At 68.4% G+C, this 15,172-nt stretch carries 17 protein-coding genes; 6 read left to right on the plus strand and 11 right to left on the minus strand.

Features of this window, described 5'->3' with window-relative positions; all coding sequences use genetic code 11:
* Window positions 1-90: 90 nt before the first annotated feature.
* The 5 genes from ACWEF2_RS03425 to ACWEF2_RS03445 are packed head-to-tail and all read right to left on the minus strand — an operon-like array spanning window position 91 to window position 5,683.
* On the minus strand, window positions 91-942 hold the full coding sequence (locus ACWEF2_RS03425) for an ABC transporter permease (RefSeq protein WP_453811477.1): 852 nt from the start codon (window positions 940-942) through the stop codon (window positions 91-93).
* Window positions 939-1,790, minus strand: a complete 852-nt coding sequence (locus ACWEF2_RS03430) for an ABC transporter permease (RefSeq protein ID WP_453811479.1) — start codon at window positions 1,788-1,790, stop codon at window positions 939-941. The genes ACWEF2_RS03425 and ACWEF2_RS03430 overlap by 4 nt, the downstream gene beginning before the upstream one ends.
* Before the next feature lie 13 nt (window positions 1,791-1,803).
* A complete protein-coding gene (locus ACWEF2_RS03435) occupies window positions 1,804-3,045 on the minus strand; it encodes an ABC transporter substrate-binding protein (RefSeq protein ID WP_453811481.1) in 1,242 nt (413 codons plus the stop codon).
* 8 nt (window positions 3,046-3,053) lie between these two features.
* The gene (locus ACWEF2_RS03440) at window positions 3,054-4,199 is read right to left on the minus strand and encodes an ABC transporter ATP-binding protein (RefSeq protein ID WP_453811483.1); all 1,146 of its coding nucleotides are present in this window, start codon (window positions 4,197-4,199) and stop codon (window positions 3,054-3,056) included.
* Between the two features lie 26 nt (window positions 4,200-4,225).
* The gene (locus tag ACWEF2_RS03445; protein ID WP_453811485.1) at window positions 4,226-5,683 is read right to left on the minus strand and encodes a gamma-aminobutyraldehyde dehydrogenase; all 1,458 of its coding nucleotides are present in this window, start codon (window positions 5,681-5,683) and stop codon (window positions 4,226-4,228) included.
* 193 nt (window positions 5,684-5,876) lie between these two features.
* On the opposite strand from ACWEF2_RS03445, the gene ACWEF2_RS03450 reads away from it, so the two are divergent.
* A complete protein-coding gene (locus ACWEF2_RS03450) occupies window positions 5,877-6,371 on the plus strand; it encodes an Lrp/AsnC family transcriptional regulator (RefSeq protein WP_355599858.1) in 495 nt (164 codons plus the stop codon).
* Between the two features lie 142 nt (window positions 6,372-6,513).
* Here ACWEF2_RS03450 and ACWEF2_RS03455 read toward each other — a convergent pair whose 3' ends face one another.
* The 5 genes from ACWEF2_RS03455 to ACWEF2_RS03475 form a co-directional block, all read right to left on the minus strand.
* Complete coding sequence (locus ACWEF2_RS03455; protein WP_453811488.1) at window positions 6,514-6,738, minus strand: hypothetical protein; 225 nt, start codon at window positions 6,736-6,738, stop codon at window positions 6,514-6,516.
* Between the two features lie 29 nt (window positions 6,739-6,767).
* Window positions 6,768-7,913 (minus strand): RNA polymerase sigma factor, encoded by a 1,146-nt coding sequence (locus ACWEF2_RS03460; RefSeq protein WP_453811490.1) that lies wholly within the window; start codon window positions 7,911-7,913, stop codon window positions 6,768-6,770.
* A gap of 8 nt (window positions 7,914-7,921) precedes the next feature.
* Window positions 7,922-8,329: a YciI family protein gene (locus tag ACWEF2_RS03465; RefSeq protein ID WP_453811492.1), complete on the minus strand. Its 408-nt coding sequence runs from the start codon at window positions 8,327-8,329 to the stop codon at window positions 7,922-7,924.
* Window positions 8,330-8,690: 361 nt separating this feature from the next.
* Window positions 8,691-9,638, minus strand: a complete 948-nt coding sequence (locus ACWEF2_RS03470; RefSeq protein ID WP_453811494.1) for a hypothetical protein — start codon at window positions 9,636-9,638, stop codon at window positions 8,691-8,693.
* Window positions 9,639-9,821: 183 nt separating this feature from the next.
* Complete coding sequence (locus ACWEF2_RS03475; protein WP_453811496.1) at window positions 9,822-11,063, minus strand: transcriptional regulator; 1,242 nt, start codon at window positions 11,061-11,063, stop codon at window positions 9,822-9,824.
* 166 nt (window positions 11,064-11,229) lie between these two features.
* Here ACWEF2_RS03475 and ACWEF2_RS03480 point away from each other — a divergent pair, with 166 nt between their 5' ends.
* Window positions 11,230-11,622 (plus strand): hypothetical protein, encoded by a 393-nt coding sequence (locus tag ACWEF2_RS03480; RefSeq protein ID WP_453811498.1) that lies wholly within the window; start codon window positions 11,230-11,232, stop codon window positions 11,620-11,622.
* Window positions 11,619-11,951, plus strand: coding sequence for a hypothetical protein (locus ACWEF2_RS03485; protein ID WP_453811500.1), 333 nt, complete (start codon window positions 11,619-11,621; stop codon window positions 11,949-11,951). Before ACWEF2_RS03480 ends, ACWEF2_RS03485 begins: the two co-directional genes overlap by 4 nt.
* 10 nt (window positions 11,952-11,961) lie before the next feature.
* On the opposite strand, the gene ACWEF2_RS03490 is transcribed toward ACWEF2_RS03485, so the two are convergent.
* Window positions 11,962-12,168, minus strand: coding sequence for a hypothetical protein (locus ACWEF2_RS03490; protein ID WP_453811502.1), 207 nt, complete (start codon window positions 12,166-12,168; stop codon window positions 11,962-11,964).
* Window positions 12,169-12,322: 154 nt separating this feature from the next.
* Between ACWEF2_RS03490 and ACWEF2_RS03495 the strand changes: the two genes are divergently transcribed.
* The 3 genes from ACWEF2_RS03495 (at window position 12,323) to ACWEF2_RS03505 (ending at window position 15,155) form a co-directional block, all read left to right on the plus strand.
* Window positions 12,323-13,045 (plus strand): ATP-binding cassette domain-containing protein, encoded by a 723-nt coding sequence (locus ACWEF2_RS03495; RefSeq protein ID WP_453811504.1) that lies wholly within the window; start codon window positions 12,323-12,325, stop codon window positions 13,043-13,045.
* Window positions 13,046-13,094: 49 nt separating this feature from the next.
* Entirely contained in the window at window positions 13,095-13,766 is a 672-nt protein-coding gene (locus ACWEF2_RS03500; RefSeq protein ID WP_453811506.1) for a hypothetical protein, read from the plus strand.
* Between the two features lie 240 nt (window positions 13,767-14,006).
* Complete coding sequence (locus ACWEF2_RS03505; RefSeq protein ID WP_453811508.1) at window positions 14,007-15,155, plus strand: glycosyltransferase; 1,149 nt, start codon at window positions 14,007-14,009, stop codon at window positions 15,153-15,155.
* Window positions 15,156-15,172: the final 17 nt, after the last annotated feature.

Genomic DNA, 15,172 nt, shown 5'->3' on the forward strand with positions numbered 1-15,172 from the left:
AATCCGATCTCGCCTCCCTGTTCTCTGCCGGGGATCGTGGATACACCGAAGCCCCGGGCCGTCCGTCGGAGGCGCGGGGCTTGACGGCAGCTAGGTGCGGCGGCGGGCGGTCAGCGTGTTGACCACGGCGACCGCGACGCCTATCGCGAAGATGAGCGTTCCCAGGATGTTGACCTGCGGCGGGATGCCCATCCTGGTGGCTCCCCAGATCCAGAGCGGGAACGTCTGGAGGGAGCCGCTGGTGAACTGGGTGATCACGAAGTCGTCGATGGAGAGCGCGAACGCCAGCAGCGCGCCGGAGACGACCCCGGGCAGGATCATCGGGAACGTCACCCGCCAGAACGTCGTCCAGGTGGACGCGCCCAGGTCGCGCGCGGCCTCCTCGACGGACCGGTCGAGGCCGATGACGCGGGCCCGTACGGTGATGGCCACGAACGACAGCGAGAACAGCACGTGCGCGATGACCACGGTCGCGAAGCCCGTCTCCACGCCGGTGCTGATGAACAGCGACAGCAGCGAGGCGCCCATGACGAGCTCCGGCGAGGCGATCGCGGCGAATATCACCAGGTTGGTGGCGCCCTGCCCGCGGAACCGGTAGCGGCCGAGGGCCAGGCCCATGAGCGTGCCGATCACCGTCGTGATCAGCGTGGCGAGCAGGGCGATCCTCAGCGAGTTGACCACCGCCGCGGTCAGCTCGGGGTAGTCGCCCAGCCGGGTCCACCACTTGAGGGTGAACCCCTGCCAGTTCACGTTCGACTTGCTCCGGGTGTCGTTGAACCCGAAGACGACCATGACCGCGATCGGCAGGAAGAGCCAGGCGATGATCACCCAGACGTAGGCCCTGAGCAGCCGGTCGCCGAGCCGGGATCTGGGGCGGACCCGCCTGCCGGGCCTGTCCGCTCCTCGCCCGGCCGATGCGGTCGCCGTGTCGGATGCGCTCATCGGGCCGCCGCCTCCAGCACGTTCTCGGTGCCGAGCGCCTTGGCGTAGGCGAAGATGCCGATCAGCATCGCCGCCATCAGCGTGAACGACAGCGCCGCGGCGGTCGGATAGTCGCTGTTGGTCAGGTACTCGGTCTGGATGATGTTGCCGATCATCGTGTTCTCCGGGCCGCCGAGGATGCCGGCGTTGACGTAGTCCGCGGTCATGGGGACGAACGTCATCAGCACCCCGGCGAACACGCCGGGCAGCGAGAGCGGCAGCACGACCTTGGTGAACGCCTCGCGCCTGGGGGCGTACAGGTCCTGGGCGGCCTCGACCACCCGGGGGTCCACCCGCTCCAGCGCCACGTAGATCGGCAGGATCATGAACGGCAGGTAGTTGTAGACCAGCCCGCCGATCACCGCCACCGTGGTCTGCAGCACGTGGAAGTCGCCGGGGACCAGGCCCATCGACTTCAGCGGCGACAGCAGCATGCCGTCGTCGGCCAGCAGGAACTTCCACGACACGGTGCGCAGCACGAACGACACGAAGAACGGCAGCAGCACCAGCAGCAGGTAGGTGGACTTGCGCGCGCCGCCCTTGAAGGCGATCCAGTAGGCCATCGGGTAGGCCAGCGCGATGGAGATCGCCGTGCCCATCAGGCCGTACCCGGCCGAGCGGAGGAACTGTGTCCTGTACTGCACCAGGGCGTCGCCGTACGTCGAGAGGTTGAACGTCTGGACGAAGCCGTTCAGCATGTCGCCCTCCTGGGTGGAGACCGAGGCCATGAAGACCATCGGCACCACCAGGAAGATCAGCAGCCAGAGGCCGCCGGGCAGGATGAGCAGGTAGGGGGCGAGGCGCTTCACCGGTGGCTCACCGCTAGCCCTGGGTGATCGGCTGGAAGATGGACTCGAAGACCTTCTCCTCGGCCGCGGTCAGCGACTTGTAGGACCGCAGCCGGGCCATGTCCGACTCGGCGGGGAAGACCAGCGGGCTGCCGGCCATCTGCTCCAGCGACGCCTTGGCCTCCCCGGTGGCCTTGGCCGCGTCGGCGAGGACCAGCTCCCTGGTGGCGGGCACCGGGGTGATGTAGTTGACCGCCTCGACCAGCATGGTCGCGATCTTGGGCTGGTAGACGTAGTCCATCAGCGTCAGCGCGTCCACCGGGTTCTGCGCGGTCTTGGGGATGCACATGTTGTCGGTCCAGATCGTGCCGCCCTCCTGGGGGATCACGAACTTCAGGTCCTTGCCCTCGGCGACCTGCTGGAAGATGTCACCCGACCAGGCCATGGTGATCCACACGTCGCCCCGGGCGAGCGCGTCGACGTAGTCGTTCTCGTAGTACTTGCGCACCAGGCCGGCGTCGCGCTGCGCCTTGAGCTTCTCCCCGGCCTGCCGCCAGTCGGCCTCCGTGGACGTGTCGGGATCGATGCCCAGCGCGAACATGCCGAAGTTCGCGATCTCCTGGGTGTCGACCATCATGCCGACCTTGCCCTTGTACTTGGGGTTCCACAGGTCCCGCATGCTGGTGACCTCGTCCACGTACTTCGGGTTGTAGGCGATGCCGGTCAGGCCGACCATCCACGGGACGGTGTGGGCGTTACCCGGGTCCCAGATCGGGTTCTTGACCTTCGGGGCCGCGTTGGCGGCGAAGGTCGGCAGCCTGGAGTGGTCGAGCGGGACCAGATAGCCCAGGTCGATGGCCTTGCCGAGGTGGAGGCCGTTGGTCAGGACCATCACGTCGAAGCCGATGTCGTTGCCGGCGGCGAGCAGCGGCTGGACCTTGCCGAAGAACGTGGGGTTGTCCTGGATGGCCTCCTGGTAGGAGACCTTGATGCCGGTGTCGGCGGTGAACATCTCCAGCGACGGATACCTCTTGCCGTCCTTGTCGATGTAGAGCGGCCAGTTGGCGAAGCGCAGGACGCCGTTCTTCTTGTGGGACGCCCAGTACTCGGCGGTCGCGTCCTTCTGGGGCGCCGCGACCTTCTTGCCCTGGACGCCGCAGCCGGCGAGGACAAGACCGGCGGCGGACAGACCGGCCAGGCGGAAGGCGTCGCGGCGGGTGACCGAACGGCTCTGGGTCATCCCTCGGAGGAGGGCCGGGTTGGTGGGAGAGTGCATGGGGATACTCAACTTCCGATCGCGTACGAGTGGCGCGACTGCCACGACAGCCAGACGGCGTCGCCGCGTTCAGCCGTGCTCGTACTGTCGAGCGCGTTCTGCTGGAAGACGGTGATCTCCGCGCCATCTGCGAGGCCCACCGCGTAGCTGTTGTAAAGACCCAGGTAGACCACCTCGGAGACGGTGCCGCGCACCGCGCTGACCTCCCCCGCCGGCTCCTCGGTGGAGATCGTGATCTTCTCCGGGCGCACGGTGACCGCGATGGGGTCCCCCACCTGGCGGGGACTCTCCGCCACCAGGATCCGGCCCTCCTGCCCCACCTTCAGTACGGCGCAGCCGGAGACGACCCGGTCCACGGTGCCGCTGAGCAGGTTGGAGGTGCCGATGAAACCGGCCACGAACGCGGTGGCCGGACGTTCGTAGATCTCGCGCGGCGCGGCGAGCTGCTCGACCAGGCCGTCGTTCATCACGGCGATGCGGTCGCTCATGGTGAGCGCCTCGCTCTGGTCGTGGGTGACGTAGACGAAGGTGATGCCGACCTCGCGCTGGATCCGCTTGAGCTCGATCTGCATGGCCTGGCGGAGCTTGAGGTCCAGGGCGCCGAGCGGCTCGTCCAGCAGGAGCGCCCGGGGGTTGTTGACCAGGGCGCGGGCCAGGGCCACCCGCTGCTGCTGGCCGCCGGACATCTCACGCGGGCGGCGCTTCTCACGCCCGGTGAGGTCCACGATCTCCAGCATCTCGCCGACCCGCCGCTTGATCTCGGCGCCGTCCACCCTCTTGCGCCTGAGACCGAAGGCGACGTTCTCCCAGACGTTCATGTGCGGGAACAGCGCGTAGGACTGGAACACCATGTTCACGTCGCGCTTGTTGGGGGGGACGTCGGTGACGTCCCTGCCGTGCAGGCGCACCGTCCCCCGCGAAGGATCCTCGAATCCGGCGATCATACGCATGGTGGTGGTCTTGCCACAGCCGGAGGGGCCGAGGAGCGAGAAGAACTCCCCCTCGGCCACGGCCAGCGTGACCCCCTTGACCGCCTGGACGACCTCCCCATGGGCGAGGTACTCCTTGACGACTCCGGTGAGTTCGATGGCGGGCACCGGGGGGGAGTCGGAGGCGGTGAGGGCCGCCTCCGTGCCCGCCTGGATTTTCGTCATACCAGGCCTATCCCTCTTGTTCGCGGCTATTCGCCGATGTAGTGCATGACGTGCTTGACGCGGAGGTAGTCGTGGAGGCCGAAGACCGACAGGTCCTTGCCGTAGCCGGAGTGCTTGAAGCCTCCGTGCGGCATCTCCGACACGAACGGGATATGGGTGTTGACCCAGACCACGCCGTAGTCGAGGCGCTTCGACGTCCGCATCGCCCGGCCGTGGTCGGAGGTCCAGATCGAGCTCGCCAGGCCGTACCGCACGCCGTTGGCCTTGGCCACGGCGTCGGCCTCGTCGGAGAAGGTCTGCACGGTGATGACCGGGCCGAAGATCTCGTTCTGCACCATCTCGTCGTCCTGCTGGAGGCCGTCCACGATGCTGGGGGCGAAGAAGTACCCCTTGTCGCCGACCCGGTGGCCGCCGGTCAGGACCTTGGCGTGACCGGGGACCCGGTCGAAGAAGGCCGCGACCCGGGTCAGCTGGGCGGCGTTGTTGAGCGGGCCGTACAGGGCGTCCTCGTTGGACAGGTCACCGGTCACGGTGTTCCCGGCCGCCTCGGTGAGCGCCGCGACGAACTCGTCGTGCACGTCCTGGTGGACCAGCACGCGGCAGGCCGCGGTGCAGTCCTGACCGGCGTTGTAGAGGCCCGCCGTGGCGATCGTCTCGGCGGCGGCCTTGAGGTCCCTGACATCGTCGAAAACGATGACCGGCGCCTTGCCGCCCAGCTCCAGGTGGACCCGCTTGAGGTCGTCGGCGGCCGCTCTGGCCACCGCCATTCCGGCGCCGACCGAACCGGTGATCGCGACCATCTGCGCGGTCGGGTGACCCACGACCAGGGCACCGGTCTCGCGGTCGCCGACGACGACGTTGAAGACGCCCTTCGGCAGGATCTCCCCGACGATCTCGGCCAGCTTGACCGTGGAGACCGGGGTGGTGTCGGAGGGCTTGAGCACGACGGTGTTGCCCGCGGCGAGCGCGGGGGCGATCTTCCAGACCGCCATCATCATCGGGTAGTTCCAGGGCGTGACCTGGCCCACCACGCCGATCGGCTCGTGCCGGATGACGGAGGTGTGGTCGGCGAGGAACTCTCCCGAGGTCGGCCCCTCCAGCGTCCGCGCGGCGCCCGCGAAGAACCGGAAGTGGTCGGCCGCCACCGGGGTCTCGTCCTCGGCCATCCGGGCCCAGGGCTTGCCGGTGTTACGGCACTCGGCCTCGTTCAGCTCCCCGGCCCTGGCGTCGATCGCGTCGGCGACCTTGAGCAGCAGGTTGGCGCGCTCGCCCGGCGTGACCTGACTCCACGACTCGAAGGCGGCGGCCGCCGCGGCGTAGGCTGCGTCGACGTCCTCGGGGCCGGAGACGGGCGCCTGGAGGTAGGGGTCGCCGGTACAGGGGTCGATGACATCGGAGAACCGGCCGCTCCTGGCGTCCACGAGCTCACCGTTGACATAGTTGCGCAGACGGGGGAACTCGGTGTTCTCAACCGGGGTGGTCACCGTCGACCTCCTAGGGGATTGGGCTGAGTTGTCGCGACTCTTACAGAGAAGTGACCTCAGGACAAGGGATTTCGTTGTTAATATACCAAATTGCTACGAAATCGCTTGACAGAGGTGGAAGAACTGACAGCATGACGCATCGGAGCCGTCACCCGGCGGCAGCGCCCACAGACCATGAGGCCAGGGAGTGCGGATGACGACGCCGCCCAAGGTACGCCGTGAGAACAACGCCAAGTCCGGCCCCGTCGTCCTCGACGAGATCTCCAAACAGATCATCGAGCAGCTGCAGTCGGACGGGCGCAAGCCGTACGCCGCCATCGGAAAGGCGGTCGGCCTGTCCGAGGCCGCCGTACGCCAGCGGGTCCAGCGTCTGCTCGACAACGGGGTCATGCAGATCGTCGCCGTCACCGACCCGCTGACCCTGGGCTTCCCCCGCCAGGCCATGATCGGTATCAAGTGCGAGGGCGACCTTGAGGTGGTGGCCGACGAGCTGGCGAGCATCAAAGAGATCAACTACGTGGTGCTGACCGCCGGGTCGCTGGACATCATGGTCGAGGTGGTCTGCGAGAGCGACCAGCATCTCCTGGAGATCCTCGGCAAGATCCGCGCCATCCCGACCGTCCGCGCCACCGAGACGTTCGTCTACCTCAAACTACACAAACAGACCTACTCCTGGGGCACCCGCTGACCGTCCGCCCTGTAGCGCCTGTCCGCACGGCGGATCCTGTACGGCGGGCTGACCGAGGGCGCAGGTCAGACGAGGGGCCAAGGGGTTCCGGCGGTCAAGCGGCACGCTGCCGGCGCGGAGGCCCGGCCGTCCCCGCGGCGCCTCACCCGAGGGCGGAGATCGGCGGAAGAGGGCCGAAGCCGAGATACCGGCCCGCGGCGGTCAGGGCCTTCCGGACATCGTCGGTGACATGCCGGGCGACCGCGTCCTCGGAGACGTCGTGGGAGCGGCCAAAGCCGATCCAGGCCTCGGCCGCGGTACGGCCACAGGAGATCCGCTCTCCGTACTCGCCTGGCACGAGCCGCCCGAAAACGATCAGCTCCTCCAAGTGCTGCGGGAAAATCCGGGCGCGATCCGTCAGCGGCACAGGCGGGCGTTGAGCCGGGCGGCCTGGCGCGTCAGGTGGTCGCGCTCGGCGAGGTTGGGTGCCTTCTGGGCCGCCTCGGCGTACAGCCGTGCCGCCGTCGCCAGGTCGCCGTCGCGCTCGTGGAGGTACGCCGCCACCGCGGCGCGGCGAGGCAGTGAGCTGTCCAGCGCCGCGAGCGCCGCCAAACCGGCGCGCGGTCCGTCGGCCTCGCCGACGGCCACCGCGCGGTTGAGCCGGACGACCGGGCTGTCGGTCAGGCGCGCGAGCTCGTCGTACCACTCGACGATCTGCACCCAGTCGGTCTCCTCGGCGGTGGGCGCGTCGGCGTGGAGTGCCGCGATGGCGGCCTGGGCCTGGAACTCGCCCAGCCGGTCGCGGGCGAGGGCCGTCTGCAGGATCTCGACGCCCTCGGCGATCGACTCGGTGTCCCATTGGCCGCGGTCCTGCTCGGCGAGCGGCACCAGGCCGCCGTCGGGCGCGGTCCGGGCGGCGCGCCGGGCGTGGTGGAGCAGCATGAGGGCGAGCAGTCCCGCCACCTCGGGATGGTCGATCGCGGCCGCGAGCTTCCGGGTGAGCCGGATGGCCTCGGCGGCGAGGTCGACGTCGCCGGAGTAGCCCTCGTTGAAGACCAGGTAGAGGACGCGCAGCACGGTGGCGACGTCGCCGGGCCGGTCGAACCGCGCGCCGGAGACGGTGCGCTTGGCCCGGCTGATGCGCTGCGCCATGGTCGCCTCGGGCACCAGGTATGCCTGGGCGATCTGGCGGGTGGTCAGCCCGCCAACGGCGCGCAGTGTGAGCGCGACCGCGGACGACGGTGTCAGCGACGGGTGGGCGCACAGGAAGTAGAGACGGAGCGTGTCGTCCACCGCGGGCGCGGGCCCGGGCGCCGGCTCCTCGTCGAGGAGGTCCTCACGCCGGCGGCGGGCGGCGTCCGCCCGGGTCGCGTCGAGGAACCGGCGCCAGGCCACGGTGACCAGCCAGCCCTTCGGGTCCCGCGGCGGGTCGGCCGGCCAGACGCGGACCGCCTCGACCAGCGCGTCCTGCACGGCGTCCTCGGCCGCCGCGAAGTCGGCTCCGCGGCGGACGAGGATTCCGAGCACGCTCGGCGTGAGGCTCCGGAGCAGGACCTCGTTCACCTCGGAGCTCACTCCGTGATGGTGGGCGGCGCGGTCAGGAACGGGCGCACCTCAAGCCACTCGTGGATCGGCTTCCCACCCGCCCCGGGGGCGGCCGACAGGTCCCCGGCCAGCTCGACGGCGCGCTCGTAGCTGTCGACGTCGATCACCATCCAGCCGGCGATGAGGTCCTTGGTCTCGGCGAACGGGCCGTCGGTGACCGGCGGGCGACCCTCGCCGTCGTAGCGGACGAACATCCCCTCGGGGGCGAGTGCCTGACTGTCGACGAACTCGCCGGTCCCCTCCAGCCGGGCCGCGAAGTCGTGCATGTACTGCACGTGGGCCGAGATCTCCTCCGGCGTCCACCGCTCCATGGGCACGTCGTTGACCGGAGCCGGGGCGCCGCGGTAGTGCTTGAGCAGCAAATACTTGGCCATCGTGTTTCTCCTCGATGCTGGTGCGACCCATTGTGGTCGCGTTCACCACGGGGACGGAGCCGGTCATGAGTTCTCGACATCGCCGTCCGAATCTTTTTGGGTCTCGTAGACGAACCCGGGTGAGCCGTCTCGCGGTGTCCGGGTCCACGCCGTGGCGCGAGGGCGAGACGGAGCGAGGCCTTCCAAGATCAGCAGCGACCGGGCGACCGAATCGAGAGAGGGCCTCGCGGACGTCACCGTAGGTGTGGCCCTGACCCGTCATGTCACCAGTCGAGCGGTGGAGTGGACAGCCAGTACTCGGTCACGCGCCTCTCCCATCCTCCCCGTCTTCGAAGGACGGGGGATGAGGCCGAGGAGTCGTTCAGAGGCTCACCCCGGAGCGACGCGCGAGAGCACGCAAACCGGAAAGTCTGCTGTGGCGGTCCCGGTGAAGAAGATCGGCGATCACCTTCCGGGAACCCGTCCGCCGCATCTCCGAAGGGGCGACTTTCTCGGCGATCAGTAATGCACGCACCGCACGATCGGTCTTTCCCCAAACGGTGTATGCCTCGGCAATTCCCGTGTAGTAACTGGCGCGGCGTTCCAAGGTCGGAATCTCTTCCGGACCAACTTTCTTGGCGCGTTCTATGGCGGTTCCCACATCACCGAGAACAATAGATACACCGATCTTGTAAGTGACCACATGGCCAAGGCTGAGAACGAGCTTAGGCGCATGTCGCACGGCTTCTTCAGCCTCCTCAAGCATTCCGAGCGCGCTGTCACGGTCTTCCAGTCGAGCCGCGGCAATGGCACCCGTGGACATCAGCGCTCCATATGCGCCCCAGGCGGGGGCAGAGGCGGAGGAGAGGCGGGGGCGGAGCAGCTCCGCCGTACTCGCCGTGATGTCCCGCGCCTTGCCGTAATCCATGGCTCGATGAAAAAGACTGACCAGATCTCGGCGTGCTTCGCCAATGGCCCGGATATCGCCACCGGCGCGCGCAGCCTGCTCTCCCTGATGTGCGGCGATCCACGCGTACGGCGAGGCGCCCAGCTTGATCAACACTCGGGTCGTCAGATGGTAGACCTGTGCGGCCGTAGCCAGGTCGGCCGGGTCTGAGGCACCGCGGGCAACGAGAATCAACTCGGAAAGACTGTCGGCGAGATCGGTATAGCGGGCGGCAGTGAAATCTCTCCGGGCACGGGTGAGAGCACGGGCAAACGATGCGGGCGTGGAGGTGACCGCCGAGGCGTGGGCGTTGGGAATGAGGGCGTCACGCAGGAGCGCAACAGCTGTCGCGCTCTGGTCCGGCTGTCCCGTCCCATCGGTCAACCCGACTCCTGCGGCAAGCGCCGCGCTCTTGATGAACGTGCGTCGCTTCGTTGTCTTACCTCCCAAGCCTGCCCTGGCACGAGCGGCGCATTCACGTCCTCGCCAGCGTGATTTCCCTGGATCCCAAAACGAGTACCCATGAACCGGGTTTCCCTCTGGGGTGAATCAAGAGCGCATTTCCCCTCAAGCGCCTATCGGATACCTACTCAGGAGATCCTGCACCTGAGGCACGTCCGCATACGGTTTCAGCCGTGCCAAGACCACGTGAGCGCGCCGGGTAGTCCGATCGCTGGTGACAACCGTGGAAAGGTCCAGCATTCGCTGGGCCGCTTGTGCCGCCTCCTCGGGTTCGTTGGCATCGACAAGGGCGACGGCGAGCCATGACAGATACAGCGCGAGTTCTCTCGCGTGCGTGGCGTCGTACCGGCTGAGCACATCGCTAAGCAGAGGAACGGCCCGTAGCGGGCGTCGCAGTTCGGTGTAGGCGCGCGCTTCCATGATCTGCAACTCGTCCGCGTTCACCCAGTACAGATAGGCGGGCTCGTCGTCTCCGACGTCACCGACCAGAGCCGCAGTCGCCTCACCAAGCGCCTTCATTGCGGCTTGGGCCTCTCCCGCGCGAGTATGTGCCCAGGCGACGCGATCCCAGGACAGCGCGCGTATACGCGGGGATGCGTGGGGGCCGGCTGCGCGCAGGGCCGCGTAGGCGATTACAACACTTTCTTCGGCGTTACCCACATCGGCCATTTGGTAGGCCAGAGACCCGAGGATATTAGCCTCAAGGGTGCCGTCACCGGCCTCCCTCGCCGCACAGGCACCGAGGTGATAGGTCTGTACGGCCTGTTCGTTCTGGCCCGCGTCACTGGCGATCCAGCCGACGATCTGCGCCAGCTCACCTATGTTCCCGAGCAGAGCTCGACCCACATCCTCGGTGTGTGTGCTTCTGCGATAGAGCCGCACCGCCGCGTCAAGTTCGCGGAAAGCCGGTTGAATCAGGTCACTTCCAGCAAACACGTCATCGGCGAGCCTCAAAGCGTGGATGCGCGCGGAGAGATCTTTGACTGTGCTCATGTCAACCCGGCGGCCCGCCTGAACGGGAATTTGGGCGAGAGGATTGTCGTCCGGCATTATTCCCGCAAGCACCTGGGCAGGGGTCTTACGCGATGGCATGTCCCCATTGTGAAAAAGTTCGGCTTCACTCAGGTCGAATACGCGGCAGTAGAGAAGACGATATGGATCCTTGGGCTGATGCCTTCCCGCCTCCCAGTCCTTGATCATGCGGGCCAGAGACTCCCGAGTCGGCATATGGGCGCGGGTACGTTCGTCCGCCGCTTCGGCGAGCGCACGGGCCATCTGCTTCTGCGACCAGAGCCGGTTACGTCGTTCAGCGCGCAACCGCAACGCCCAGCCCGACATTTCATCCATTATGGCACCTCGGACGGTATCCAGGATTGTTCTCTCCCCCAGTCTCCCCTATTCCTCCCTGTCCGCGCGTACAGATAAGGCGATGTCATGGGAGGACCCAAAAGGCGGGACCCGCAGGCGCTGACACACCGTACGGGTCCCTCAATCGCATAATGGAGGTGCGACCTTGGGCAACTTTAAGGCTGTTCCACTTCCCGTCGATGAGGCCACGGCGGAAAGTCAGGACAGGGCGTTGGCCGTGGTGCAGCGGCTTCTCCAGGAGCGGGGAATCCGGGCACGTTGTCACCACACGATCGGCCTCGGGCTCTACGCCAATCGGATGGACGGCGTGGTCTGGCCGGACCGGCCCGCCCTGCGGTCGTGGACGGAGCGGTATCCGCCCGAGCTGATCGTGTCCGGCTCCCGGGGGTGGCGCGAGGCGACGGTGACCGTCGGGCCTCGGCCGGGCTGTTACCTGGTCTGCCTGCGCGATGCCCCCGATCCTCGGACGGTCGGGGAGGAGCGGCCGGAGAAGGTGGTGGAGCTGATCCTGGCCGCCGGTCCGAAGAGGGCGACGTGACGGCGCCGGTTCCCGGCCCGTGCCCGGCGGTGCGGGCGGCCGAGAGGCTGCGGCACGCGCTGACGCGCCACGGGATCGCGGTGGACGTGCACGGCGGGTACGGGCTGGCGCTGGTCTCGGTCTGGGCGGGCCTGGTGGTCTGGTCCAACGGCGACCGCCTCTGGTGGTGCGAGGGCTGGGACACCCGGTGGCACCGGCCGATCTACGCCTCCCACCGGGCGAGCGAACCGGAACAGGCCGCCGACCGGGTCGCCCGCTACTACGCCCGGCTCCGCGCCCAGCACCCCTACCCCCACCCGCCGCAGCCCCTCCGCGCGGACCCGATATGACCGGGGCGGCTCACGCCAGGCTCAGCCGGGTCAAGTCGAGCTGAGCCAGACCAGACCAGACCGGGCTGGGCTGGGCTGGGCTGGGCCGACTGCGGAACCGGGTGAGTCGGCCCACCCCATAGAGCCGGTACGGCAGCGCGGCCTTCCCCCGTTCCGCGTCGCCGTACCCGACCAGACTCCACCGTGTCCAGATCACCATGCCCGGGAGGTGGGCCACCCGGCCCTGACCACGGGATCGCCGGGCATCCCCGTCCATGCGGTCCGCGAGGGCGACCAGGACCCGCCGGAGGTCTCGGTGGGACCCGCACCCTCTCTCCGGGGTCGGAAAAGTGTCGGTGACAGAATGGGTGATCACGGTAGGGTTTCCACACATGCGGCTCTCCGAGGTCTGCTTCCGGTACTCCCGCCGGGATCCCTGGGTTCTTCGGGACGTCGAGCTCGCGCTCCGTCCCGGTTCCGTGGTCGAGGTCACCGGCCGCAACGGTGCCGGTAAGTCAACGCTGCTGCGGCTGCTGGCCGGGATCGTCCCGCCGTCCAGAGGCTCGATCTCCGGACAGCCCCGGACCGTCGGCTACGCCCCCGATGTCTTCCCGGTGAACCAGCCGTTCACGGTCATGGCCTACCTGACCCATCTGGCCGGAATCCGGGAGGTCTCGCCCCAGGGGATAGGAGAGTTGGCCGGGCGGCTGGACGCGGCCCCGCTGCTGGCCCGGCAGCTCGGCGACCTGTCCAAGGGCAGTGCCCAGAAGGTCGGGCTGATCCAGTCGCTGCTGGCCCGGCCGGACCTGCTGATCCTGGACGAACCCTTCGCCGGGCTGGACGCGCACACCCGTGGCGAACTCCCCGCGATCATCGGCGAGATCGCGGCGGCCGGCGGAACGGTCGTGGTGAGCGACCATCAGAATCAGCTTGACACCTTCCCCGGCGCCGAGCACTGGTTGGTCGGCGGTGGCACGGTCGCCGTCGAGGCCGGGGAACGGCCCCGGCAGGCGGTCATAGAGGTGCTCGTCGACGCCGACCGGGCCGACGAGGTCGAGCAGCGGCTCCAGGCGGACGGTTACACCACCCGGCGGACCGCACGGTGGACGGCGTGACCTCCTCCCCGCTGCCGAAAGTCTCCGCGGTGGAGGAGGCCGGAGGAAAATGATCCCCCTCGTCCGCTTCAAGCTGGCCGCCTACGCGCGGTCGCACCGCCTGCTCCAGCCGGTGATCGCACTGTTCGCGATGATGGTCGTCTTCTACTCCTCGCCCATCCCCGCGGGCAAGGAGCTGTCCTCCTACGGCGACTCGGCCGGGCTGCTCATCCTCGTCTTCGCCTGGGCCGCCCGGAGTCTGCTCGACACCGAGCCGCCCACCCAACGGCTGATCTCGATGACGGCCGCCGGTCGGCCTGGCCGGGAGGTGAGGGCCGGGCTGCTCGCCGCCCTCGCCGTCAACCTCGGCCTGACGGCGATCGCGGTGGCGCTGCCCCTGGTCCACGGCTTCACCGCCCTGCCGACCCCGGGTGACCTGCTGCTCGGCATCGGACTGCACCTGCTCGGCCTGAGCGTCGGAACGGCCCTGGGCGCGCTGACCAGCAAGCCGATCATGCCCTCCCCCGCCGTCTCGCTGCTGGTGCTGTTCGGCGGCTATCTCGCCATGCTGCTGCTCAGCCTGACTCCGGTGGGCGGTTTCACGGTGCCGATCATGCCGTGGATGCGCGCGGCCAACACCGGCGGACTCGACGCGGCCCTGCTCCCGCTCACCGCCGCGACACTCTTCTGGGCCTCGGCGGGGATGACCGTCTATGTACGGCTGCGCCGTACCCGCCCCTGATCCGGCCCTTTGATCCGGCTTCTACAGCGGACAACCCCGCGCACGGCCGTAGGACGGTGAACCTGCCTCGCCGCGGCCGTCTCCGACGGACGCCCCCCCCGACACGACCACCCCCGACAGACCATCTCGGGCACGGCCGTGTTCACCGGACCGAGGCCGACACGCCCGCCGGTTATCACGGTTCCCCGCCCGCAACCGCTGATCACCGAAAGTAAGATCACGAAAGTGAAGAGTAGTCGGATGGTGGTCCCGCTCACGAGAGCGGCGCCCGGCGGACCGCGCCGTGTCCTGTTGCTGATCGGACAGCTGGGGCTCGGCGGCACCGAGAAACAGGTCTTCCTCCTGGCCATGGGTCTTATCCGCAGCGGCGTGGCGGTCGATGTGGTGACGCTGCACTCGGGCGGCCCCTACCGTGATGAACTCGACCTCGCGGGTGTCCCCGTGCACCATGCCGGGTTCAGAGGGTTTTCCACCCTTAAGTTCCTCCCCCACAACCTGCTCGCGGCAGCACGCCTCGTCAGACTGCTACGGCGGCTCAGGCCGGATGTACTGCACGCCTTTCTGTACCACGGCTATGTGATCGGCGCGCCGATCGCCCGGCTCGCCCGGGTTCCTGTCGTGGTGGCCGGACGGCGCAGCCTGAGCGACTTCAAGCGGGACAGCCGCTGGGTCTACGCGCTGGAGCACGTCACCACCCGGCTGACGCGGCATGTGGTGGCCAACGCCGCGGCCGTCGCCGAGGACGCCAGGACGGTGGAGGGCATCGCCCCCCGGAAACTCAGCGTGATCTACAACGGCCTGCCCGAGGCCGCCTTCCTCCCCAGCACGACGGCCCAGATCGTCACCGATCTGCCGGTCCTGTTCTGCGCGGCCGGCCTGAACGCGCACAAGGGGCACCGCTTCCTCGTCGAGGCCGCCGCCCTGCTCGCCACCCGGGGCACACCGTGCACGCTGGTGTTCGCGGGAGAGGGTCCCGAACGCGACACCCTCCTACGACAGGCGGCGGGCTACGGCGTGGACCTGCGCCTTCTCGGCCGGCGCAGGGACATCAAGGCCCTGATGAACCGGGCGTCCGCGGTGGTACTCGCCTCACTCTACGAGGGGATGAGCAATGCGATCATGGAAGCGATGGCGGCGGGCAGGCCGATCGTCGCCACCGAGGTGGGCGGGACCCGCGAACTGCTGAGCGGGCGCGGCCTGCTGGTGCCTCCGGCGGACCCTCGGGCGCTGGCCGACGCCCTGGAGCGCGTACTGCACGACCCCTCTCTGGCGGCCTCGCTCGGCACCGCCGCCCGCGCCTGGGCGCTGGACAACCTCTCCCTGGACTCCATGATCGGTCGGCACCTGGCTCTCTACCGGCGCCTCCTGGAGAAGCGATGCGCGAGATAGCGGGAGCCGTCTCCTCC

This window comes from Streptosporangium sp. NPDC004631, from assembly GCF_053601935.1.

Coding starts and splice junctions, on each gene's coding strand:
- ACWEF2_RS03425 (WP_453811477.1), bottom strand. CDS start 942: ATGAGCGCATCCGACACGGCGACCGCATCGGCCGGGCGAGGAGCGGAC.
- ACWEF2_RS03435 (WP_453811481.1), bottom strand. CDS start 3,045: ATGCACTCTCCCACCAACCCGGCCCTCCTCCGAGGGATGACCCAGAGC.
- ACWEF2_RS03440 (WP_453811483.1), bottom strand. CDS start 4,199: ATGACGAAAATCCAGGCGGGCACGGAGGCGGCCCTCACCGCCTCCGAC.
- ACWEF2_RS03450 (WP_355599858.1), top strand. CDS start 5,877: ATGACGACGCCGCCCAAGGTACGCCGTGAGAACAACGCCAAGTCCGGC.
- ACWEF2_RS03465 (WP_453811492.1), bottom strand. CDS start 8,329: ATGGCCAAGTATTTGCTGCTCAAGCACTACCGCGGCGCCCCGGCTCCG.
- ACWEF2_RS03475 (WP_453811496.1), bottom strand. CDS start 11,063: ATGGATGAAATGTCGGGCTGGGCGTTGCGGTTGCGCGCTGAACGACGT.
- ACWEF2_RS03495 (WP_453811504.1), top strand. CDS start 12,323: ATGCGGCTCTCCGAGGTCTGCTTCCGGTACTCCCGCCGGGATCCCTGG.
- ACWEF2_RS03500 (WP_453811506.1), top strand. CDS start 13,095: ATGATCCCCCTCGTCCGCTTCAAGCTGGCCGCCTACGCGCGGTCGCAC.
- ACWEF2_RS03505 (WP_453811508.1), top strand. CDS start 14,007: ATGGTGGTCCCGCTCACGAGAGCGGCGCCCGGCGGACCGCGCCGTGTC.